This window comes from Psychrobacter alimentarius, from assembly GCF_001606025.1.
GTDB classification, from domain to species: domain Bacteria; phylum Pseudomonadota; class Gammaproteobacteria; order Pseudomonadales; family Moraxellaceae; genus Psychrobacter; species Psychrobacter alimentarius.
Genome location: NZ_CP014945.1, coordinates 1099725 through 1123813, shown reverse-complemented (window position 1 = coordinate 1123813; position 24089 = coordinate 1099725). Strand labels below are relative to the sequence as shown.

Below are 24089 nucleotides of genomic sequence, written 5' to 3'. Positions count from 1 at the left end.
ACTTTTATTTATAGTTCGCTACATAGCTAAGGACATTCGCTTGAACACCACAAACTTAACGACATTTGTTACTGTCATGCATACAGGCAGTATCTCGGGCGCAGCAGAAAAGCTGTTCATCACACAGCCTGCTGTCAGTAAGCGTATCAAAAATCTGGAAGACGAATTCAACATTACTTTGTTTGACACAGTTGGACGAGGGATCGTGCCGACCCAAGCTGCTAGCGAAATGCTACCTCATGCCAAGCGTTGGTTAGAAGATTATGAAAATTTTAAAATCAATCTGCAGCATTCTCAGCACATTGTCTCTGGTAAATTGGTCATCGGTACCAGTCATCACATTGGTTTGCATCATTTAGCTCCTGTACTTAAGCACTTTATTCAAACCTACCCAGCGGTACAATTAGAAGTACACTTTGTTGATTCAGAGAAAGCTCACAAAGCGGTACTGGATGGCGATTTGTCCCTAGCCTTCGTCACGTTACCTCCTGTTTATGATAAACGTTTGAGCTATCATACATTATGGTCTGACCCTCTGTACTTTATGACAGGCACACTGTCTCCTTTGGCCACCAAATCTAATGTCACTTTGGAGCAATTGGCACGCTATCCTGCTATTTTACCATCGGCCAACACGTTTACCAGTCAGATTACGTTGGCTGAATTTGCAAAGCACAATCTCAAGCCTTATGCCACCATGAGCACCAATCCACTTGAGTCTATTCGCATGTTGGTTTCTGTCGGTCTTGGTTGGTCAGTACTGCCACAGACTATGATTAGTCAAGATTTGGAACGTATTGATATGGCGGATAATATTGAATTACAGCGTTACTTAGGCGTCGTAATCAACCCAAAATTAACGCCATCTAGCAGCGTGACTGCCTTATTAGACTTACTTGCTCCTATTGAATAGTGAGGCGCATATACTTATTATATTCAATTTATAAAATAAGCTGTTCGCATTTGTGATAGTCATACGTTATAATGCAGTTGACGTTGTTTTCCAACAAAAATTTACCATAAGAGCACTGATAGTCATATATTGAATACTTCGAGTAAGATATGATGGTTAACAGTAGGTTTAGTGGTTTTAAATGATTGGTTTTATAGGCGGCTACTATCTACAAATCAATAGTAAAACGAGCAACCAAAGTAAATATAGGGGATACGAAATTCCCATTGCTCCTTCTTTATGATTTGAATAGTCGCTCTAGAAACTACCAATCATATAAAACTAACAGCAAATACTGAGAGAAGCCATTATGTCCTACTTAATGGCTTTTTTTGTTTTTAAATATTGTTTGAAACATCGCTTTTGAGATCAAATTTGACAGTTATAAATAATTACAGCCAATAATATTGGTTAAGGACAATTTATATGAACGGAGTTTCTAGTGGCGTACTAATATCACTTGGCGCCTATTTTTTAGTGATGATTGGGATTGGCATTTACGCTTATTTTAAGCAAGCCAATGATACGGAAGGTTACCTATTAGGGGGACGTAATTTAGGACCAGCGGTCACTGCACTTTCTGCTGGTGCTTCTGATATGTCAGGTTGGTTATTGCTTGGTCTGCCAGGTTACATGTATGCAGATGGTGTGGTCAGTATATGGATTGCGCTTGGCCTGACGCTGGGTGCCTTTTTAAACTATCTTATCGTGGCACCGCGACTTCGTGTTTATACCGAGGTTGCTGATAATGCTATTACCCTACCAGATTATTTTGCTAATCGTTTCGAAGATAAATCGCACATGCTGCGCGTTATTTCGGCTGTGGTTATCATCTTATTCTTTACCGTTTATACAGCCGCAAGTTTAGTAGGCGGTGGTAAACTATTCGAAAGCTCACTCAATCTATCTTATAGCACAGGTCTATGGGTAACCGCAGGTGTGGTTGTCGCTTACACACTATTTGGTGGCTTCTTAGCGGTTTCTATGACCGACTTTGTACAAGGTATCATCATGCTGTTTGCAATGGTCATTGTACCTGTCGTCGCCTTTACTGATCTTGGTGGTATCTCAGCCACTACGCAAGCGGTAAGAAATATTGATCCAACCATGCTAAATATCACCAATGGCATGAGTGTTATTGGCATTGTGTCGTTAATGGCATGGGGTTTGGGTTATTTTGGTCAACCACATATTATTGTTCGCTTTATGGCTATTCGTTCAATAAAAGATGTTCCTACTGCACGTAATATCGGTATGAGCTGGATGATTGTCAGTCTTATCGGGGCATTGATGACAGGTTTTGCAGGTCGTGCCTATGTACAAAAAACAGCCATGACTCTAGACGATCCAGAGACCATCTTTTTAGTATTCACCCAGTTCTTATTCCATCCATTGGTTTCAGGCTTCTTATTAGCTGCAATCTTGGCAGCGATTATGAGTACTATCTCATCACAGCTACTCGTGGTGTCAAGCTCATTGACCAAAGACGTTTATAAACTGTTTTTTGACCAGGATGCACCTGAAGCTCGCCAAGTATTGGTCGGTCGTATTTCAGTGATTGTCGTCGCTGTTGTGGCCATTTTGTTGGCTTCAAATCCAGATAGCTCAGTATTGAGCTTGGTATCTAACGCTTGGGCAGGATTTGGTGCCGCGTTTGGACCATTAGTAATCTTCAGTCTTACTTGGCGCGGTATGAACCGTAACGGCGCTGTTGCCGGTATGGTTATTGGTGCCTTAACTGTTATCTTATGGATCTATGGTCCTTTCCAAGTAAACGGTATGGCATTAAATAGCTGGTTATATGCTATTGTTCCAGGCTTCATTTTAAGTACTATTGCAATCTTTGCGGTTAGTATCATGACTGGTGGTCCAAGACCTTCAGTGGCTGCGAAGTATAAAGAAATGGAACTCAATTTGAACAAGTAAATCGATAAAGTACTTTATCACTAAAAAAACCTCGCCAACACTGGCGAGGTTTTTTTATGAGTAACTGTTCATCCGACAATGTGGGCCATTACAGCTGATGTGATAAAAACCATCTTTGTCTAAAGACTCATGTTTAAGATTAGACTATGGCATTTACAGATCAAATCTGAAAATTTGTCGTACTATTAATTCCATGAATACTTTTAGAAGTTATTTTTGACCACTGTTTATATCTATTCACTGAGTGATTTCTATAAATACAGTATCTCTTGTTATAACCAAACAACCTGCGCAATCATGTGACCAAAATTTTAGAGAGTACACAAGCCATATAGGTGTCTAAAAACTTTATGATTGATTTTTTCTCGGTGCGTTCTATATAGACAATTTATTAATAATTTTCATAAAAAAAGCGACCCATCACGGATCGCTTTTTTATCTAGTAGTACTGCTAAACATGGGTACTATTTGATATCTTGATAAGAAAGTTTCAAACCTAAGATATAACCATCATTGTCTTGGAAATCTCCAACAATCTTACCCGTTGGTAAACGACCTTTGGCATCACCGAACCACAAGTATTTACCACCTGCCGATACCGCCCAATTTTCAGTAACATTATATTTGGCACCAAGACCAACACTATAGTACCCTTCAACAGGACCTAATGAAGTTGTTGGGTTACCCGCACCACTGTCCCAACCAACTGTACCACTGACTCCTAATGCTGGTGCTAAGCGTTTAGAAAGACCAAGCTCTACCTGCCACTGATCGTCATCATAATTTACGATATCTAACCCATCTTCTGCATATAGAGGATTAAGCTTACTCACGTCATTATAAAGCGGTGGCGTCAGAACAAAATCACTCCATGGTACCCAGCGAACCTTTGCGGTAGCTAATGTCGTTGGATTGATACCTGTTTGAAAATCAAAATTGACTGATTTAGGGGTAGTAACTTCGTATTCACTGGTTCGATTTGCTGCTGCTGCCCCTAAAGCGGCAGCTTGTTCTGGAGTAGCTCCTTGTTGAAGAGCACCTGCTTCAGTTCTGATACCTGCTAGAGGATAAGTTTCAGCTATTTTTATGTCATGATCAATTTCAGAACGGTAAGTCAACGCAGCCTTTAAAGCAATTTCAGGCTTACTGAAAGAAACACCTGCGATATAACCATAATCCATATCAGGGTTACTGGTTGATGTATAGCCAGTAGCAGGGCCGTAAGCCAGTCCACGCAATTGGACATCAGCTCGTATACGCTGTGCTACTGGACCACCATAAACTTGGAATTGTTTATTGGCACCAAACTTCATGCCAAGAATCCCTGTCAAGCTTTCGCTACGAACCTCTGCCTTAGTACCTTCCCCTGCACTTTCCGCCTCTGCTCGAGCTGTTGCTCCTATAGTACTGAGATTCGTTATTTGTTGAACAATACCTGCTCGTATCTCCGCATCAGGTTCTGCTGCGGCTTGGGCTGTTAAAACGTCAATAGTAGGTTGAAGAGTTTGTGCGTTAACTCGTCCTCCAGACAGTTGTTGGATAGAAGCATTAACATCGCCTTTTGAGACAAAATTGCTATCGCCTCTATAATCAACAGCGGCACCGAAAGGTTCATCGTATAAAACACCAACGCTAAAAGTATCGTTGATATCGGTCTTTACACCATAACGGAAAAAGTCATAAGCTTCGGCGATATCACCAGTATCATTACCTTCAACATAGGTATTATTGCTAGGGACGTTATTGGCACTGTCTTTACCACTTACATCAGCACTGATATAGGTATAAACGGCTTCTGCATACGTTCCATCTTGTAAGAAAGCGGTGACGTCTTGCCCTGAACGATCAAGACCAGCAGCATTGGTTACACTAGCAACAGAAAGTGTGGCAATTGCTACTGCAAGGGTTTTTAAATGAAAGGTAGTGCGCATTGTGTATCTCCAAACGTCCTCGTTGTTTTAATACTTGAATCATCAATACTTAGCATTCCTATGCGTGATATTTCGATGATTCAAGTAGTGTCCTAAGTTGAATACTAATGCCTTTTTGACACTAAGACAACAATTAAAGCACTTTATTTCTCAAATATGACTGAACAGTACATATAAAATATAAACAACATACGGATTCTTATTTATGAAGACACATTTTTGATTACTATAATGTTGGAGAAACGGGATTCATTAATTTTAGATTGATAATTAAAATAAAGTTTTATATATCAAGGACTCAATAAAAAAGCGACCCATTACGGATCGCTTTTACTTCATTATTAAAGACTTTAACAGTACAACTCTTCTATACGTTATTTTGCTTGATAAGAAATCTTTGCACCAAGGATGAAACCATCATTATCTTCGAAGTTACTAACTATAGTTTTATTTGGAATCTGTCCTTTGGCATCACCGAACCACAAGTATTTACCACCAGCTGATACTGCCCAGTTTTCGGTAAGGTTATATTTTGCGCCAAGACCAGCACTATAGTAACCTTCAATAGGTCCTAATGAAGTGACAGGATTACCTGCACCACTATCCCAACCAACTGTGCCAGTTACAGCAAATGCTGGCGTCAAGCGCTTGGCAAGACCTAGCTCTACCTGCCACTGATCATCATCATAGTCAACCAAGGGTAACCCTTTATCATCATTAGTAGAACGCTTACTAACTTCATTATAAAGCGGTGGAACGATAGCAAAATCACCCCAAGGCACCCAGCGAACCTTTGCAGTTGCTAACGTAGTTGGGTTAATGCCTGTTTGAAAGTCAAAATTGACTGATTTAGGCGTAGTTATCTCAAGCACATTGCCTTGTGTAGGATTACCACCTAATGCAGCAACCAAAGGGTAGGTTTCACTGATACTTGCACTGTGTTCAATTTCAGAACGATATGTTAGAGCAGCTTTAAGGGCAATTTCAGGCTTGCTATAGGCAACACCAGCTAACCAACCATAGTCTTGATCAGGGCTAATATGTGCTGTATAGCCAGTTGCTGGACCATAAGCAATACCACGAAGTTTCACATCTGCTTCGATACGCTGAGCAACAGGACCACCATATATTTGGAAGTTTTTATTTTGACCAAGTTTGGCACCCAAGATACCAGTGATATTGTGCGTACGAACTTCAACGTTTGTGCCTTCACCAGTAGTCGCTGCCTCTGCACGTGCAGCTGCTACAGCGGCTCCAAGAGATTGTGCTTGACCAGCTAGAGTTTGGGCTTGAGCTTGGGCTGCTTGAGCTTGTTGTGCAAATTGTGCTGCTGCTTGCGGAGTAGTAGCAGTTTGTGCTTGTGCTGCAAAGTTTGCTGCGTCTATACCTGCTTGTCTTGCACCTGCAGTCAATCCATCAATTTTTATTCCAGCATCTGCTATGCTGCTTGCGTTACCGTTCGAAATTGCATTAACTGATGCATCAAGGTCACCTCTTGCAACAAAATTATTATCGCCACTATAATCTGCGGCAGCACCAAACGGCTCGTCATATAGAATGCCGACGCTAAACGTGTCATTAACGTCTGCTTTTACGCCATAACGAAAAAAGTCATATGATTCAGCAATGTCATCAATCTTCTTACCTTGTTGATAGGCATTCTTGTCCGAACCAACATACGCATTGTCACGCCCCGTAACATCAGCATCGATATAGGTATAGACAGCTTCGGCATAAGTGCCATCTTGTAAGAATGCGGTGATGTCTTGGCCTGAACGATCAAGACCAGCAGCGTTAGCAACGCTAATAACAGAAAGGGTAGCAACCGCTACTGTAAGAGTTTTTAAGTGAAAATTCGCCCGCATTGTATATCTCCAAACATCCGCATTGTTTTACTACTAAAACCATTTTGATTAGGCAAGCAGTATCCGAGATGAGCGATATTAAAGATATTCGAACATGAAAACAACTATAAAAACACCTTATTTCTCTATTATGACCATACAGTCATTCAACGTTACACTTGTCTAAAAATAGGCTTATAGTTTTTATTTATTTTAATGTAGATGACTCTTTTATGAATATTAATAATGCGGTGGCTTGTCTGCCATTACATCGAAAGGCGCAATCCCACCTTCTGTATCCTGACTTTCAACTTGTTTATAAATAAGTTGTAGCTGTCTTTGAAGCGTTTGAATATCCTTGTCTTGTCTTGCAATAACTTCGTCAAGCCTCTCTACTGTCAGCTCAAGATGTGCCATGCTCATTTGTAGGTCAATAACTTGCTGTGTTTGCCATTCATGGGGTGCAATAGAGGCGTCATTTTGAGTATTAGATTGGTTCATATTATTCTCTAAATTGTGATAAATAAGGCAAGATTTATTGGCTAATGACAAGGATTAGCAATCAATGAATAGTGGCACTAAATATTGATTAATGGCCATAACATAATAGCTTGCCGTAAAAGTTATAAATAGTACTTATAAAACCATTTACGCTCACTACAGTCACGTGGTGGCATGTTATACTGCTAGCAATTTTGCAACAACCCCTACTTCTCTATTATATAAGCTTAAGATAATCTATGGCACTGATACATTTAAAAGATATTCACTTAGCATTCGGCGTCGCACCAGTTCTTGATGGCATTGATTTTGCTATTAATGCAGGTGAGCGTGTGTGTTTGATTGGCCGCAATGGCGAAGGCAAGTCTACGTTATTTAAACTGATTAATGGCTCATTACAGCCTGATAGCGGTGAGATTATTACCAATAGCAGCATGCGTGTTGCTATGCTAGAACAAGACGTCCCTGAAACGAGTGGACGTATTTTAGATATCGTCATGGGTGGCAGTCGCCGCACTGCTGACTTATTGATTAATTATAATAAACAAGTTGATCTGTGTGCCAATGGTGACATGGATGCTTGTGAGCATATGGCAACGCTACAACATGACATCGATGCGGTGCATGGCTGGGACTTAGAGCGTGATGCTAGACGTCTGATTACAACGATGGGATTGGATCCAGAAGACGATTTGTCATCACTCTCCGGTGGTCGTAAGCGCCGCGTCCTACTCGCCAGATCTTTGGTCACCAAACCTGATGTATTGTTACTGGATGAGCCAACCAACCATTTGGACGTTGAGAGCATTGAGTGGTTAGAGCGTTTCTTGCTTGATTGGCAAGGTTTGACGCTATTGTTTGTAACCCATGATAGAGCCTTCGTTAATAAATTGGCCACTCGTATTGTCGAGCTTGACCGTGGTCAATTGACCAGCTATGACGTCACCCAAGGTGCCAAAGGTTATGCTCGCTATCAAGAGCTCAAAGAGCTGCAATTATTGGCTGAAGAAAAGAACAATGCCAACTTTGACAAAAAACTGGCGCAAGAAGAAGTTTGGATTCGCCAAGGTATCAAAGCGCGCCGCACTCGTAATGAGGGCCGCGTACGCGAACTAAAAGCATTACGTGAAGAGCGTAGTGGTCGACGTGAGCAAGTTGGTAACGTCAATATCACGATGGGTGAAGGCGAGAAAAGCGGTAAGCTGGTTTGTAAAGTTAAAAACCTGCACCTCGAATACGATGGTAACGTCTTGGTTGACAACTTTAGTACGACGGTTATGCGCGGTGATAAAATTGGTATTGTCGGTCCTAACGGTGCGGGTAAAACCACATTAATTAAAGCCCTACTCGATATGTCTGATGCTGAAGTAACCAAAACAGGCAATGTTGAGCTTGGTACCAATTTACAAATTGCATTTTTCGATCAATTGCGTGACCAGCTAGACCTTGAAGCCAGCGTGGCGCAAAACGTTTCAGAAGGTTCTGATTTTGTCGAGGTTGGTGGTCGTAAGACGCATATCATGAGCTACTTACAAGACTTCTTATTTGCACCAGAGCGCGCTCGTACCCCAGTAAAAGCGCTATCAGGCGGTGAGCGTAATCGTGTACTATTGGCCAAGCAGCTATTAAAGCCTGCTAATATTTTGGTACTAGATGAGCCTACCAACGATTTGGATATGGCCACTCTCGAACTATTAGAAGAATCAGTCAGTAGCTTTAACGGTACTATCTTACTTATCAGTCATGATCGCTCATTCATGGACAATGTCGTCACGTCTACCTGGGTGTTTGATCAGGATGAAGATGGTAAAGGCATTGTTAAAGAATATGTTGGTGGTTATCAAGAGTATCTGATACAAAAAGTCCGCGAAGAAGCTGCTCGTGCTGCTAGAGCACCAGTCAATAATAGTGCTAATACCAAAGCGGCTAATAAGTCGACAGTAACGGCAAAACCAGCAAAAGCCATCAAAAAGCTCAACTATAATGAACAACGTGAACTTGATAATTTACCCAAAGAGATTGCGGCCTTAGAAGCAGAGCAAAGCCAGTTAGAAGAAAAGCTGGCGGACGGCTCATGGTTTACACAAGATATTGAAGCAGCCACCGCTGCTAGTGAACGCTTACTGGTTATCGAAGAAGAAATGATGAATAAGCTTGAACGCTGGAGTACGCTTGAGAGCTAATAGCAATGTATGGCCTATTATCCCTTTAGAAAGACTGACTACACGTTTCTCATTTTTGCATCAATAAACACTTAAAGGTCGTAAATTAATCACCACTTTATGAGATAAAGTGGTGATTATTCGTTTATAGAGCAGTTACAATCTGTTTAGATACTGAAAGTTAGTGAACATTACCGCAATTTCAAGTATCATGCGCTATTACTAAATATCCTTATTAATTATAAGGTCATCACATTTACAATCCCTAGTAAAAAGATAGATGCTAGACATTGATAATATTAGTCATTTTATGCTGGTCATCATATTCAACCTTATAATATGTCCTATAAAGGTTGCTTTATTTTTAACGCAATAATTTATTTTATCACCGAAATAGCTTAGAATAGCAACAATTAGCAAGATTAGGCACAGCTAAAGTGGCTTGATATTGTATATTTTCTAAGCCACAAACCCAGTGTGGGGTAATCCCATTTCATTCACCTGGAGGAAGTATTAATGAGCCAAGCCGAAGGCGTTAATGTACAACGCCGTAGAGTTCTTATTGCCTCGACTGCCGCAATTGGTGCAGCTGGGGTAGCTGCTGTGGCAACCCCTTTTGTCCGCTCTTGGTATCCAAGTGCTAAAGCTGAGGCTGCAGGGGCTGCAGTGACCCAAGATATTGGTTCTATCGAAGCAGGACAAATGATCGTTGTCAAATACCGTGGCAAACCTATTTATGTGGTTAAACGCACCGAAGATATGGTCGCAGGACTAGAGTCAGTTAAACCTTTACTGTCCGATCCTGAGTCTGATGCGTCTTTACAGCCTGAATACTGCAAAAACCCTACTCGTTCTTTGGATCCAACCGTATTGGTTGTTGAAGGCGTTTGTACGCATTTGGGTTGTGCACCGAACTACCGTCCTGATGTGGGCGCGGTGGATTTAGGTGGTAACGATTGGTATGGTGGATTTTTCTGTCCGTGTCATGGGTCAAAATATGACTTAGCAGGCCGCGTATATAGTGGCGTTCCTGCACCGCTTAATTTACCCGTCCCAGAATATGGTATGGATGGTACCATTTTGACGGTTGGGGAGGCTTAATATGAGTATGGGTAAAAAGTTAATGCACTGGGTGGACGCGCGTTTTCCAGCGACAGAAACCTATGAATACCATATGTCAAAGTACTATGCACCAAAGAACTTTAACTTTTGGTACTTTTTCGGCGTGCTGTCGATGATTGTATTGGTCAACCAATTGGTGACCGGTATATGGCTTACAATGATGTACAACCCAAGTGCCGAAGGAGCATTTGCGTCTGTTGAATATATCATGCGTGATGTAAAAGGCGGCTGGCTAATCCGCTATATGCACTCGACAGGCGCCTCTGCGTTTTTCGTCGTAGTGTATTTGCATATGTTTAGAGCGCTACTATACGGCTCATACCAAAAACCTCGTGAGCTTATTTGGCTCATCGGTATGGGTATTTACTTAGCGCTTATGGCAGAAGGTTTCTTTGGATACCTACTCCCTTGGGGCAACATGTCATTTTGGGGTGCACAGGTTATTTTGAACCTTCCTGCAGCGCTACCAGTCATTGGTGACGGTCTTGCTGAGTGGGTACGTGGTGACTATATTATTTCAGGCATTACCCTAAACCGCTTCTTTGCTCTACATGTGGTTGCTATCCCATTAGTATTGGTGGGCTTAGTGTTTATGCATATTGTGGCGCTACACCATGTGGGTTCAAACAATCCTGATGGTATCGATATCAAGAAGCTAAAAGACAAAAACGGTGTGCCATTAGACGGTATTGAGTTCCATCCCTACTACACTGTGCATGATATGGTTGGTATCGTAGTCTTCTTTATCTGTTTCTTTGCAGTGGTATTCTTCTTCCCAGAAGGCGGCGGCTTCTTCCTTGAGCCACCAAACTTTGAGACGGCCAACTCCCTGAAAACACCAGCGCATATTGCACCAGTATGGTACTACACGCCGTTCTATGCCATCTTGCGTGCGGTTCCAGATAAGCTTGGTGGTGTTATCGCCATGGGTGCTGCTATTGCTGTATTATTCTTAATACCTTGGCTTGATAGATCACCTGTACGCTCGATGCGCTATAAAGGTATTTTATCTAAAATTGCACTTACTATCTTCGCCATTAGCTTTATCGTCTTGGGCTACTTAGGTGCAACGCCTGCAACACCAACAGCTACTATCATGGCTCGCGTGTTTACTATTCTATATTTCTTGTTCTTCTTATTGATGCCGTTCTACACTGCCATTGAGAAGTGTAAACAGCCACCAGAACGCGTTACCGGAGGTCACTGATGAGCACGCTAATTAAATCCTTAGCTGGTCTAGGCTTAGGCGCGACATTGACCTTAACTGCTGGTACGGCATTGGCAGCTGGTGGTCATGGATGTGGTACATTCGTGAACGCTGAAGGTGTTGAAGAGCATTTAGCTTGTAGTACTGCCCCTATTGATTTTACCAATAAGGGCTCACTACAAAACGGTGCGAAAACTTTTATGAACTACTGTGCGGGTTGTCATTCAGCCAAGTATGTTCGTCACTCTCGCATTGCTAAAGACTTAGAGATACCGCCAGAGCTGGTCGAGAAGTACCTGATGGTAACGACCGACCAAATTGGTGACCATATCGACGCTGAGATTGACCCTGAAGTACAGGCCTCATGGTTTGGCGCAGCGCCTCCAGATTTATCATTGGAGACAAGACTGCGTGGTGATGACTGGGTATATACTTACCTACTCTCGTTTTATGAAGATCCAAGCCGTCCTTGGGGCGCTAATAACTTAGTGCTACAAAATGCAGCAATGCCTCATGTATTACACAATATGCAAGAGCAGTTGAGTGCCGAAGAGTTTCAAAGCGAGGTTGGTGACTTAGTTAACTTTATGGCATGGATGGCAGAGCCAGCACGTCATGACCGTCAAGTGATTGGTTTCTTTGTTATTTTATTCTTACTTGTTTTACTAATCCCAGTCTACTTATTGAATAAAGAATTCTGGAAAGACGTAAAATAATTAAGTATTAAATATATAGATGTTATAGATAAGATTGGGCACTACATTGGTAGTGCCTTTTTTGTGCCTGAATAACACGTATCTTATAAAAGAAGTAGATAAATAAGGGGCTGACAAGCAATGTTTACGTACGTTACCTTGATAAATAAGGCGACTTTGTTTACGATGACAGGCTTTACTACTAACATTAGGCTTTCATGATTGATGCGAATGACATACCAAGCAGTCAGCTAATTTTATACGCTGATGACGGCTACGACAGTCATGTGGTACGCCTATTACTTGAAGAAAAAAAGCTTGCTTACTATTTATCACGCCTGCACTCTGAGCGTCCTGAAGACTTAACCGAGCTCAATCCTTACCATACTTTGCCTGTCTTGCAGCAGCGCGAAATTGCACTCTATGAAATTAACGTCATTTTTGAGTATCTTGAAGAACGTTACCACACAAATAAGTTATTACCTGAAACACCACAAGAGCGCGCGCAGTTCCGGCAGCTGGCTTGGCGCATTCAGCGTGATTGGCTATCACTTGGTAAACGCTTACTGACGCATCCGGATAGCTTCAATAAAGCGCAGGCAGCGATGGCTAAAAAACAATTAAGTGATTCTTTAATTACCCTATCACCTTTGTTCGCTCATAAATCTTATTTTATGGCGGATGATTTTGGTTGGTGCGATGTTTTGCTAGCCCCTTTATTATGGCGACTCGAAGAGATGGAGATTGAATTGCCACGTGCTATTAGTCGTCCGTTATTTGAGTATCAGAAACGGGTTTTTGAGCGAGATAGTTTTCAAAAAAGTGTGCGCTGATTAGACAGTTAGACATCACTGCCTTAAAATAAAAAACAATAAAGAATATGAATCCTTGGTAAATCAACGCAAAACTGAAACCATTACTTTAACCGTAATCATTTAATGCAATCAATATAGGAAGCCAAACAATGAGCGAAATTACCTCTATTACTCCAACCCGTCCCTATATGGTGCGCGCGCTATATCAATGGATAGAAGATAATGATCTTACCCCGTACTTAATGGTCGATGCCACTGCTGAGAACGTACAGATTCCAACAGAGCATGTGCAAGATGGTCGTATCGTACTAAATATTGCCAGCCGTGCCACTGGTAACATGAGTATGGAAAATGACTATATCAATTTTAGTGCTCGCTTTGGCGGTGTATCACAAGAGATTTGGGTGCCACTCACAGCAGTCATGGGCATTTATGCAAAAGAAAATTCGCAAGGTATGTTTTTTGACCCGAATGAATACGAAAACTATCAGCCTGAAGAAGATTCAGTAACGACTTCTAAAAAGACGACTGCCGCTCCTAAACCTAAGCGTGATAATAAAGCTGGTTTAAAAGTTCTAAAATAATCAGCTCCCTATAAGAAAAAAGCCAGCCATATTTGATATGGCTGGCTTTTTTCTTGTGTCTTTAAACAAATTAAAACCTGTAAATGAATTAAGACATCAATGTATCCATTACGTTCTAGGTAACGTCACACCGCGCTGACCTTGATACTTACCACCACGATCTTTGTAACTCGTCTCGCACACATCGTCAGCATCACTTTGGAAGAACAACATTTGTGCTACGCCTTCCCCCGCATAAATACGCGCTGGTAAATTGGTTGTGTTACTAAACTCTAAGGTGACGTGTCCTTCCCATTCAGGCTCAAGCGGCGTGACGTTGACGATGATACCGCAGCGCGCGTACGTTGATTTGCCGAGACAAATAGTTAATACGTCGCGTGGAATACGGAAATACTCCATCGTACGTGCTAGCGCAAACGAGTTAGGCGGGATAATACACTCGTCACCCACAATATCTATAAAGCTTTTTTCATCAAAGTTTTTAGGGTCAACGACAACTGAATGAACGTTGGTAAATACTTTGAATTCAGGGGCACAGCGCACGTCATAACCATAGCTTGAAGTGCCGTAACTCACCAAACGTTCGCCATCATTATTAACACGTACTTGACCTGGTTCATATGGCTCAATCATGCCGTGCTCTTCGGCCATTTTACGAATCCAGCGGTCAGATTTGATAGACATTGTTATTCCTTAGCAAATATTTAGTAGCGACGATTATACGGAATTGATGACTCAATTTATAGGGTCGCAATGACTTAAAACCTTACGAGCTTATAAAACAGTTTTCTGTATAAACGTATTTTTTAATTAAGCGTTTCAAACCTCAAAAAATTCGCTTGTCATCAACGGGCTTGGCAAATTTATCAATATTGGTTTCGATATTTTTAGCGATGTTCACATAATATGACGCAAACTCATCGTCAGCCAATACACTCGGCTCCCCTTTATCCACTTGAGCACGGATACTACTAGCGAGTGGTAACTGCCCTAATAAAGGCACCTGATACTGCTCAGCAATTCGTTCGCCACCACCCGTACCAAAGATGGCTTCGGTATGATTGCAGTTGCTACAGGTATGTAATGCCATATTCTCAACCACGCCAAGCACAGGAATATTTGTTTTGTTAAACATCTCAATGCCTTTTTGCGCATCGAGTAGCGCAACATGCTGGGGCGTTGTGACAATCACAGCACCTGTCACTGGAATGCGCTGCGCCAATGTCAGTTGAATATCACCTGTTCCTGGCGGCATATCAATCACCAAGTAGTCTAGCTGCGGCCAATTGGTTTGATTGTATAGCTGCATCAAGGCCCCCGTCGCTTTAGGACCGCGCCAAGCAACAGGCGTATTATCACCATCCAGCAGGCTACCAATCGATAGCATCGCTAAGCCATGCGCATTAACAGGGACGAATTGCTCATTTTCCAGCTCAGGTTTTACGCTATCTACACCCAACATCGTTGGCATACTGGGCCCATATATATCTGCATCAAGCACGCCAACACGGTTGCCAAGTTTTTGCAGTGCTAGCGCAATATTGACGGTCGTGGTTGATTTACCGACGCCGCCTTTGCCTGATGCCACAACAATGATATGACGTATGCGTGGATGCGCCGCCAATGATGCTTGTGTTGGTGCTGACTTAGTAATTGGTGGTTCAGCATTGGCATTGTTGGTTGCAGATGATTGGCTTTGATTATCCATGGCATTGGTTGTCTTTGGCATGGGTTTTGGTAAGGTCGATCCTGCTCCTTTTTCTGGGGCAGGCAAACGTACGTTCATATGTATGGTCTTAATTCCATGCGGTTGAAGAAGTTGTCCCAGTTCCTGTTGAATGCTTTCAGGGCGACTGTTTTGAGGTAAGCGCAAATCCAAAGTAAGCTGGTCACCCTTACGTTCAAGACCTGTGACCATGGTCGCGATACTCACCATACCAATTTCATAACCGAGTAGTACTTTATCAACGGCACTATCTCGCTCTGCTTTTTGTTGCGGCGTTTCAGGTTCCGAGTTGGTTTTTTTCTTCATAAAATTAAACATAGCTACCGTTACTACCTATACAAGTGGGTTGGTATGGCAAGACAAATCAAGCACTACTCTAATATTAACAACGATATAGCCGACAAGCCTTTTGTCCAAACCTTTTCTCGTGACAGTGTAGCTTAATTGCAGACATAAAAAAACCACAACGCCAGTAGGAATGACCTTGTGGTTTGACACCAGTAACAGACATTTATCAACAAAGTATCAATTCATAAACCAACCATGACTGGCAACAATAGATTGTCCAGTGAAGACATTGCTCGGGAACGCTGCTAAAAACAAGGCCAGTTGTGCAATATCATCGACAGTCGTGAATTCCTTATCGACTGTATTTACTAGCATGATGTCGTTAACGACTGATTCTTCACTAATCCCCTTTTCAGCTGCTTGTTGCGGAATTTGCTTCTCAACCAAAGGCGTTTTGACAAATCCTGGACAAATGACATGCGCACGTACATTATGCTCAGCCCCTTCTTTTGCAAGTACACGGCACAGTCCAAGCAAACCATGTTTGGCCGTCACATAAGGTGCTTTATATAGTGACGCTTCATGTGAATGTACTGAGCCCATGTAAATAACCGTGCCGCCCTTGTCGTCTTTATACATATGTTGCAAAGCCGCTTTAGTAGTCAAAAAGGCGCCATCCAAATGAATATCTAGCATTTTTTTCCAGTCAGTAAAATTCATTTTGTGGATGGGATTAATAATTTGAATACCTGCATTGGAGACCAAAATATCAATACTACCAAAGGTATCAACCAATTTTTGCACCCCATCGTTAACGGCGATTTCCGACGTCACATCCATCGCGATGGCGAATGCTTTGCCACCACGAGCTTTGATAGCATCAACAGCTTGCTGAGCGGCATCAATGTTTATGTCTGCGATGCCAACCGCTGCTCCTGCTTGAGCGTAAGTATCAGCAATATCACGCCCAATACCACTTGCTGCGCCAGTAACTAAAGCTACCTTGCCCGTCAAATCCTGTTTTAATTGAGTCGCCATATATTTTCCTTAATAAAATGGATGAAAGCTTGTTGAATGATAGTATTTGAACCATAAGGTCAAATAGGCAATAGGCAGGTGAATAAGCCACTAAAATCTAGTGGCTATAAAATCAAAATAAGTAACGAGTTTGAACGCTCAATCTCTACTGAGCAATGCTGACAGGGGTTTTTTCTTGCAACTCATCAAAGCTAACCCCGTCTGCCAATTCAACCAGCTTTAGGCCGTTTGCTGTGACGTCTAATACTGCAAGTTCAGTAATGATACGGTCAACCACACCTTTGCCAGTCAGTGGTAGCTCACAGTTGGCAAGAATCTTTGGCTCGCCGTGTTTATTGACTTGTTCCATCAGTACGATCACTCGCTGTACGCCAGCGACCAGGTCCATAGCGCCGCCCATGCCTTTGACCATTTTTTTAGGAATCATCCAGTTAGCAAGATCGCCTTGCTCTGAGACCTCCATAGCTCCTAGTATTGCAAGATTGACATGACCCCCTCGAATCATCGCAAACGATTCTGAGCTACTAAAATAACTGGCCCCTGATTTTGCAGTAACGGTTTGTTTGCCAGCATTAATCAAATCAGCATCGACGTTCTCTAAGGTTGGAAACTCGCCAATTCCTAGCAGACCATTTTCTGACTGTAACCATACATCCACATCTTCAGGAATATAATTGGCCACAAGCGTTGGTAGACCAATTCCTAAATTGACATAATAACCGTCTTTTAGCTCTTTTGCGGCACGCTGTGCCATCTGCTCTCTTGTCCATGCCATGTTAACTTCCTTATTATTACAATGTTCTATTATTAATTTAGCAATATTTTAATGTACTACCCGATAACTTTAAGAACGCTAACCGCCTTCGACTGCTTTGGTCGTGGTTTTTTCAATGCGCTTTTCAGGCGTATTGTTCAATACGATACGTTGCACAAATATACCTGGCAAATGAATCTCATCAGGATCAAAGGTACCAACCTCTACGATCTCTTCTACTTCAACAATGGTAATTTTACCTGCCATCGCACAATCTGGATTAAAGTTACGAGCGGTCTTATTAAATATGAGGTTACCCGCTTTGTCTGCTTTTTGCGCTTTGATGAGTGCCACATCCGCACGTAATGAATGCTCAAGGACATAGGTGCGACCATCAAAATCACGCGTTTCTTTACCTTCAGCCACAAGAGTGCCCACGCCAGTTGCCGTATAAAATGCAGGAATACCCGCACCGCCCGAACGAAGTTTTTCAGCCAATGTGCCCTGCGGTGTCAACTCTACCTCAAGCTCCCCTGCTAAGTATTGACGCTCAAATTCTTTATTTTCACCAACATAAGAGGAGATCATTTTTTTGATCTGACGGGTTTGTAATAACAATCCCAAACCAAACTCATCGACACCTGCGTTATTACTGATACAGGTCAAATCCTTTACACCACTATCACGCAGTGCTTCAATCAATACTTCGGGAATACCGCACAGACCAAAGCCGCCAATAGCAAGCGTTTGACCACTACTTACGACATCTTTTAACGCTTCTTTAGCACTGCTATATACTTTTGATTGACTCATGCTTATCTCCTTGCAAGTCTATTCTTTGTTATTGAGGCTGCTCAATCATCATTGATTTTTGCTTTCTTCCGTTACTTCTAATAATTTTATCAATACTCAATTCATAGTTTTATCCATACTTAACATTATATTAATACACTTTATATCGATATATCATGTATTGAATATTTATGCTAACTTACCATATTATTCCCGCAGCGACTAGAAAATAAGATTGCAGGTGTCCGAGCTAAAGGAAGTGCTCAGTATATGGTAGGTCAACATCGTATCAGTCTAGATTGCTATTTAGCAATACACAGTGAATCCGTCTGTTATTATCCATTCTGTTGACTTGTGATCATAGGCTTTGCCTTCTCAATGCTTTAACTTTGCCAAGGAGGGCGATTATGTTTAGCACATTTGCTATTGTCATTACTTTATTATTATTGATGTTCTTCGCGTACCGCGGTTACTCAGTGTTGATTTTAGCACCGATTATGGCGGTACTAGCGGTATTACTGTCAGGGGATTTTTTAAGTAGTATTCCTGCCTATACCGACGTCTTTATGAGCGCACTGAGTGGATTTTTGCTCAAATTTTTCCCGATTTTCTTGCTGGGAGCGCTATTTGGGCGTTTGATGGCAGACTCTGGCGCAGCCACAGCTATTGCCAATACAGTGGTTGAGAAGCTTGGTGCCAGTAAGGCCATTTTAGCCGTTATTTTAGTTTGTGCGATTTTGACCTACGGCGGTGTGTCATTATTTGTCGTAGCGTTTGCTATCTATCCTATTGCCAAAGATCTATTCAAAGCCGCCGATATACCTAAACGCTTGATTCCAGCAGCCATTGCTTTGGGCTCTTTTACCTTTACCATGACGGCATTGCCCGGCACGCCTGCCATTCAAAACGCTATTCCGATTCCTTACTATAATACCAACGTATTCGCTGCGCCTGTACTGGGCATCATCGGCGGTACTATTATGTTTATTGGCGGCTGGTTATGGTTGCAGACTCGCGCTAGAAAAGCCAATACGGCAGGTGAAGGCTACGGTCAGCATGATGAGGAAGACACAGGCAGTCTTGGCAGTAGTACAAAAGAAGTTAAAAAAACTGAAGCATTAACTACTCAGCACACGTCATTTATCGTTGCCATGATTCCACTGGTGCTGGTTATCGCCCTAAACGCCTTATTGACGTATGCGGTTTTCCCGTCGATGGATTTTACCCCTCTACAAACCCAGTTCCCAGACTTGAATATCGCAGGTTCACTCGGATTATGGTCGATTATTATCTCCTTGATCGTAGCTTGTGTGGTATTGATTCTGCTACGTATCGGGCATTGGAACAACCTACAAAAAACCATCAACCGTGGTACTTATGATTCCATGCTACCTATTTTTAATACTGCCTCGGAAGTGGGCTATGGTGCCGTCATTGCCTCATTGGCAGGTTTTATTATCATTCGTGATAGTATCCTTAACTTAACGCCTGACAATCCACTTATCTCAGAAGCGGTCGCGATGACTACGCTGGCTGGTATCACAGGATCCTCCTCTGGTGGTTTGAGTATTGCTCTATCCACTTTAGGAGAAGACTACCTCAGAATGGCGGTAAACGCAGGTATTGACCCTGAGCTGATGCACCGTGTGGCCGTCATGGCAGCGGGTGGTTTGGACACGCTCCCTCATAGTGGCGCTGTCATTACATTACTGGCGATCTGTGGTTTAACACACAAGCAATCTTATTTGAACTTGGCCATGGTCACCATCATAATCCCATTAGTAGCGGTAACCATTATTATTATCTTAGGAACGATGTTTGGCTCGTTTTAAAGTCAATATAGATGTTTATTGTTATGGAAAAATTGTATTCACACAAAACCCCACTTAGCAGCTCGCTTCGTGGGGTTTTTATAGCAATTTTATCAAATATAAAAATGGCTGGAACCTATCAGCCCTGCCTGATAAGTAAGAAGAATTGTATATGATGTCTTGCGTCAATTACCGTATTAATTAAAGAGGAACATCACAAAGGTGGTCGAATTACGGTATCATAGGCACACTTTTTAAACTTTCTTCGTTTTTGGAAGTTTTTAGCATTGATAATATCGCGTCTGATAGCCATAAATGGCTAACAATGTTTGATAACCAACCCGTTTATATAAAAATATAGGTGATGAAAGTGCGTGAGATTCTAGTAACCAGTGCGCTGCCCTACGCCAATGGCCATATCCATTTGGGGCATCTTGTAGAATATATTCAGACAGACATTTGGGTACGCGCAATGAAAGCGCAAGGCCATCAAGTCAACTATGTCTGCGCGGATGATGCACACGGTACGGCAATCATGCTCAAGGCAGAAGCCAACGGCGTAACACCAGAGGCGCAAATTGCTTCAGTGAAAGCGTCGCACGAAGCAGATTTCAGTAAATTTTTGATTGATTTTGATAATTACCACTCCACGCATTCTGAAGAAAACAAGCAATTCTCTGAGCTGATTTATCGTCGCCTTAATGATGCTGGCCATATCAGTACAAAAGATGTTGAGCAACTTTTTGATCCAGAAAAGCAGTTGTTTCTAGCAGATCGTTTTGTCAAAGGAACTTGCCCAGAGTGTGATTCACCAGACCAGTACGGCGATAACTGTGAAGTTTGTGGCACCACTTATGATGCGACAGATCTGAAAGATCCGCACTCAACGTTGTCTGATGCAACGCCTGTACTCAAAACTTCTAAGCATTATTTCTTTGATTTGCCTGAGTTTGAGCAGTTCTTAAAAGACTGGACACGCAGTGACAGTCGTCTACAAACATCAGTCGCTAACAAACTACAGGAATGGTTTGATGCTGGACTTGCCAGCTGGGATATCTCACGTGATGCGCCCTACTTCGGCTTTCAAATTCCAGATACGCCAAGTGATGAGCCGGACAAATACTTTTATGTCTGGCTCGATGCGCCAGTCGGCTACATGGCAAGCTTTAAAAACCTATGTGATAAACGCATAGGTACTGAAAACGCGCTGGATTTTGACCGTTACTGGATGCAAGAAAACGAGCACAAAACTGAAGTTTATCACTTCATCGGTAAAGACATCGTTTATTTCCATGCTCTATTTTGGCCAGCCATGCTTGCGGGTAGTGAGTTCCGTACACCAACGGGCGTTTTTGCTCATGGTTTCTTGATGGTCAATGGCGAAAAAATGAGTAAGTCGCGCGGCACCTTTATCAAAGCCGAAACTTACGCTGAGCACTTGCATCCTGAGTACCTGCGTTATTACTTTGCCAGTAAGCTGTCTGACAAAGTCGAGGATATCAACCTTGACTTAGAAGACTTTATGCAAAAGGTCAACTCTGACTTGGTCGGTAAAGTGGTCAATATTGCCAGTCGTAGCGCGGGTTTCTTGGTCAAAAAATACGATGGCATGCTGTCAGAGGTTTGCGTAGAGCCTGAGCTGTTAGAAGACATCACCAAAACTGGCGATGAGATTGCCGCGGCTTATGAAAATCGTGAGTTCTCACGTGCGATGCGTTTAATCATGCAATGTGCGGACAAAGCCAACGAATATATCGATGGTAAAAAACCGTGGTCACTAGCGAAACAGGAAGGCACTGAGCAAGAAGTACAAGACGTTTGCTCGGTGGCGATTAATATCTTCCGTCAATTGATGGTCTATCTTGCGCCAGTACTGCCTGAGCTGACAAATAATGCCAAAGAGTTTTTGAATATTGATGATTTAAGCTTTGCCAGCCGCAACGAGTGGTTGCTTGGACATAAAATTAACAAGTTCAAACCCTTGATGCAGCGTATTGAAGAAAAAGACATTATTGCGATGGTAGAAGATTCAAAAGCGTCGTTGACACAAGCCGCATCACTAGCGACTAGCGAAGACAGTACGCCAGTCAAGCAAAACCAGCAGCCTGCACCCATCGAGACTGAACAGACTGACTATATCGGTATCGAAGACTTTGCCAAAGTCGAGATGAAAGTGGCGCACGTCTTAGCATGCAATCACGTAGAAGGTGCTGATAAGCTACTACAGTTCACCTTGGATGTTGGCGAAGAAAAGCCACGTAATGTGTTCAGTGGTATTCGTAAATTTTATGAGCCTGAGCAGCTGCTTGGTAAAAAGGTGATTTGCGTCACCAACCTTGCGCCGCGCAAGATGAAATTTGGTGTCTCAGAAGGCATGGTGCTATCAACTGGCAATCCAAAAACGGGTTTAACAGTCGTCACATTGCCTGATGATTGTGTCGTTGGGGACACTTTGGCTTAATAACTCTACCCGATGTGAAGTCATAAAAAAGATGTCCTAAGCGGCATCTTTTTTTATTAGTAAAATAAATGAAAGATTAGGCCGTAAAACTGTCAAGACTGGCATAAATAATACCTGTGACGAATACGCTTTAATTTTTTATTGCGATAACTTACATTACTGTCATAATATGAACATAATGATCGATGGAACGATTACCTTATTGTTAGCCTACTATTTTGGCATCAGCTTTGACATCAATATAGTATTGACTCGGCTAACCTGCATTTTCCAATATCATTTGTAAAACGCAAGCCAACAAAGACATGCATAATCGCAATCATCAGTGCGCTTAGTACGACTAAACCTATTGGCTTGGTTTCCAAAACTGATATAACCGACGAGTTCACCTAATAATGACTATTGCTTCTCCTTTACGCCTAAGCCTATTCGGTGCTGCTATCAGTGTCACTCTTGGACTGATTGGCTGCTCGAACGCAACCGATACTGCTGCTACCAACGAAAGCGCAGCTGCTGATACTGACAAGCCTGCCAAAACGTTAGCCATCACCCAAATTGTCGAGCATCCGTCATTAGATGAGATGCGTCGCGGCATTATTGATGAGCTCGCAGAGAGTGGCTACGTTGAAGGCCAAAATTTAACTGTTAACTTTCAAAGCGCTCAGGGCAATACAGCGACAGCAGGTCAGATTGCAAAACAGTTTGCAGGAGACAATCCAGATGCTATCGTCGCCATCTCGACGCCATCTGCTCAATCTATTGTAGCGTCAACCAAGACGATTCCTGTCATTTATACGGCCATCTCAGATCCTGTGGCGGCAAAGCTCATCGATGAAAAAGAGGTGCCAATCCAATCTAATGTGACCGGGCTTTCTAGTCAGCTACCGATTGAGCCACAGCTAGATAATATCCAAAAAATCGTACCCAATGCCAAAACCATTGGTTACGTTTATAGCCCAGGCGAAGTAAACTCGGTCGTCGTGCTCAACCAGCTTAAAAAAGCAGCCACGGCGCGCGGACTGACTATATTAGACGTCACGGCCAATCGCCCAACAGACGTTGCCATGGCGACTCGTAGCCTATCTGGCCGTGCTGATGTTATTTACACGTCATTGGACAATAATGTGGTATCTGCTTTCGAAGCGATGGCTGGCGCTGCTAATGAGCTAAAAATTCCCGTCATTGCCTCAGACGAATTTAGTGTCAGACGAGGTGCGACTGCTGCAATGGGCGTCAATGATTATGACTTTGGTCGCACGACAGGCAAGATGGTTTATAGAGTGTTAAATGGTGAGGCCGTCAATACCATTAAGCCTGAAGTCATGAACACCCTAACGTTATATGCAAGCCCGAAACATGCGGCTGAGCAAGGCGTCAATTTGACAGATGATTTATTAAAAAATGCCATCAATGTCGATAAAAAAGCGCAAAGTGCTGAGAAATAACCTTTAGATAGTGGCTGTCTGTTTAGATGGCCTGT

Annotated in this window: 19 protein-coding genes; 11 read left to right on the top strand and 8 right to left on the bottom strand. The window is 42.4% G+C overall.

Annotation, left to right across the window (positions count from 1 at the left end):
- Positions 1-40 precede the first annotated feature (40 nt).
- A complete protein-coding gene (locus A3K91_RS04725) occupies positions 41-913 on the top strand; it encodes a LysR family transcriptional regulator (protein WP_062844225.1) in 873 nt (290 codons plus the stop codon).
- Between the two features lie 465 nt (positions 914-1378).
- Entirely contained in the window at positions 1379-2878 is a 1500-nt protein-coding gene (gene putP, locus A3K91_RS04720) for a sodium/proline symporter PutP (RefSeq protein WP_062844224.1), read from the top strand.
- Between the two features lie 464 nt (positions 2879-3342).
- Here putP and A3K91_RS04715 read toward each other — a convergent pair whose 3' ends face one another.
- The 3 genes from A3K91_RS04715 to A3K91_RS04705 all read right to left on the bottom strand — a co-directional run bounded on the left by A3K91_RS04715 (position 3343) and on the right by A3K91_RS04705 (position 7154).
- On the bottom strand, positions 3343-4809 hold the full coding sequence (locus tag A3K91_RS04715; protein WP_062844223.1) for an outer membrane protein transport protein: 1467 nt from the start codon (positions 4807-4809) through the stop codon (positions 3343-3345).
- A gap of 374 nt (positions 4810-5183) precedes the next feature.
- Positions 5184-6674, bottom strand: a complete 1491-nt coding sequence (locus A3K91_RS04710) for a hypothetical protein (RefSeq protein ID WP_062844222.1) — start codon at positions 6672-6674, stop codon at positions 5184-5186.
- A 219-nt stretch (positions 6675-6893) separates the two neighbouring features.
- Positions 6894-7154 (bottom strand): SlyX family protein, encoded by a 261-nt coding sequence (locus tag A3K91_RS04705; RefSeq protein WP_062844221.1) that lies wholly within the window; start codon positions 7152-7154, stop codon positions 6894-6896.
- A gap of 239 nt (positions 7155-7393) precedes the next feature.
- On the opposite strand from A3K91_RS04705, the gene A3K91_RS04700 reads away from it, so the two are divergent.
- The 6 genes from A3K91_RS04700 to A3K91_RS04675 all read left to right on the top strand — a co-directional run bounded on the left by A3K91_RS04700 (position 7394) and on the right by A3K91_RS04675 (position 13739).
- Complete coding sequence (locus tag A3K91_RS04700; protein ID WP_062844220.1) at positions 7394-9337, top strand: ATP-binding cassette domain-containing protein; 1944 nt, start codon at positions 7394-7396, stop codon at positions 9335-9337.
- 495 nt (positions 9338-9832) lie between these two features.
- The gene (gene petA, locus A3K91_RS04695) at positions 9833-10417 is read left to right on the top strand and encodes a ubiquinol-cytochrome c reductase iron-sulfur subunit (protein WP_062844219.1); all 585 of its coding nucleotides are present in this window, start codon (positions 9833-9835) and stop codon (positions 10415-10417) included.
- A 22-nt stretch (positions 10418-10439) separates the two neighbouring features.
- The gene (locus A3K91_RS04690) at positions 10440-11645 is read left to right on the top strand and encodes a cytochrome b (RefSeq protein ID WP_208855372.1); all 1206 of its coding nucleotides are present in this window, start codon (positions 10440-10442) and stop codon (positions 11643-11645) included.
- Positions 11645-12361, top strand: coding sequence for a cytochrome c1 (locus A3K91_RS04685; protein WP_062844217.1), 717 nt, complete (start codon positions 11645-11647; stop codon positions 12359-12361). The genes A3K91_RS04690 and A3K91_RS04685 overlap by 1 nt, the downstream gene beginning before the upstream one ends.
- 197 nt (positions 12362-12558) lie before the next feature.
- Positions 12559-13173: a glutathione S-transferase N-terminal domain-containing protein gene (locus A3K91_RS04680; protein WP_062844216.1), complete on the top strand. Its 615-nt coding sequence runs from the start codon at positions 12559-12561 to the stop codon at positions 13171-13173.
- Positions 13174-13304: 131 nt separating this feature from the next.
- Positions 13305-13739, top strand: coding sequence for a ClpXP protease specificity-enhancing factor (locus tag A3K91_RS04675; protein WP_062844215.1), 435 nt, complete (start codon positions 13305-13307; stop codon positions 13737-13739).
- Positions 13740-13847: 108 nt separating this feature from the next.
- On the opposite strand, the gene dcd is transcribed toward A3K91_RS04675, so the two are convergent.
- The 5 genes from dcd to A3K91_RS04650 all read right to left on the bottom strand — a co-directional run bounded on the left by dcd (position 13848) and on the right by A3K91_RS04650 (position 18358).
- A complete protein-coding gene (dcd, locus tag A3K91_RS04670; protein ID WP_062844214.1) occupies positions 13848-14423 on the bottom strand; it encodes a dCTP deaminase in 576 nt (191 codons plus the stop codon).
- Positions 14424-14565: 142 nt separating this feature from the next.
- A complete protein-coding gene (gene apbC / locus A3K91_RS04665) occupies positions 14566-15783 on the bottom strand; it encodes an iron-sulfur cluster carrier protein ApbC (protein ID WP_062844213.1) in 1218 nt (405 codons plus the stop codon).
- Positions 15784-15990: 207 nt separating this feature from the next.
- Complete coding sequence (locus A3K91_RS04660) at positions 15991-16791, bottom strand: 3-hydroxybutyrate dehydrogenase (protein ID WP_062844212.1); 801 nt, start codon at positions 16789-16791, stop codon at positions 15991-15993.
- A gap of 145 nt (positions 16792-16936) precedes the next feature.
- Positions 16937-17566: a CoA transferase subunit B gene (locus tag A3K91_RS04655; RefSeq protein ID WP_062844211.1), complete on the bottom strand. Its 630-nt coding sequence runs from the start codon at positions 17564-17566 to the stop codon at positions 16937-16939.
- A gap of 78 nt (positions 17567-17644) precedes the next feature.
- Complete coding sequence (locus A3K91_RS04650) at positions 17645-18358, bottom strand: CoA transferase subunit A (RefSeq protein ID WP_062844210.1); 714 nt, start codon at positions 18356-18358, stop codon at positions 17645-17647.
- A 386-nt stretch (positions 18359-18744) separates the two neighbouring features.
- On the opposite strand from A3K91_RS04650, the gene A3K91_RS04645 reads away from it, so the two are divergent.
- The 3 genes from A3K91_RS04645 (at position 18745) to A3K91_RS04635 (ending at position 24054) form a co-directional block, all read left to right on the top strand.
- Positions 18745-20169 (top strand): GntP family permease, encoded by a 1425-nt coding sequence (locus A3K91_RS04645; RefSeq protein ID WP_062844209.1) that lies wholly within the window; start codon positions 18745-18747, stop codon positions 20167-20169.
- Positions 20170-20512: 343 nt separating this feature from the next.
- Positions 20513-22609 (top strand): methionine--tRNA ligase, encoded by a 2097-nt coding sequence (gene metG, locus A3K91_RS04640; RefSeq protein ID WP_062844208.1) that lies wholly within the window; start codon positions 20513-20515, stop codon positions 22607-22609.
- Positions 22610-23004: 395 nt separating this feature from the next.
- Positions 23005-24054 carry an ABC transporter substrate-binding protein gene (locus tag A3K91_RS04635; protein ID WP_062844207.1) on the top strand — a complete coding sequence of 350 codons (1050 nt, stop codon included), beginning with the start codon at positions 23005-23007 and terminating at the stop codon, positions 24052-24054.
- The last annotated feature ends 35 nt before the right edge of the window (positions 24055-24089 follow it).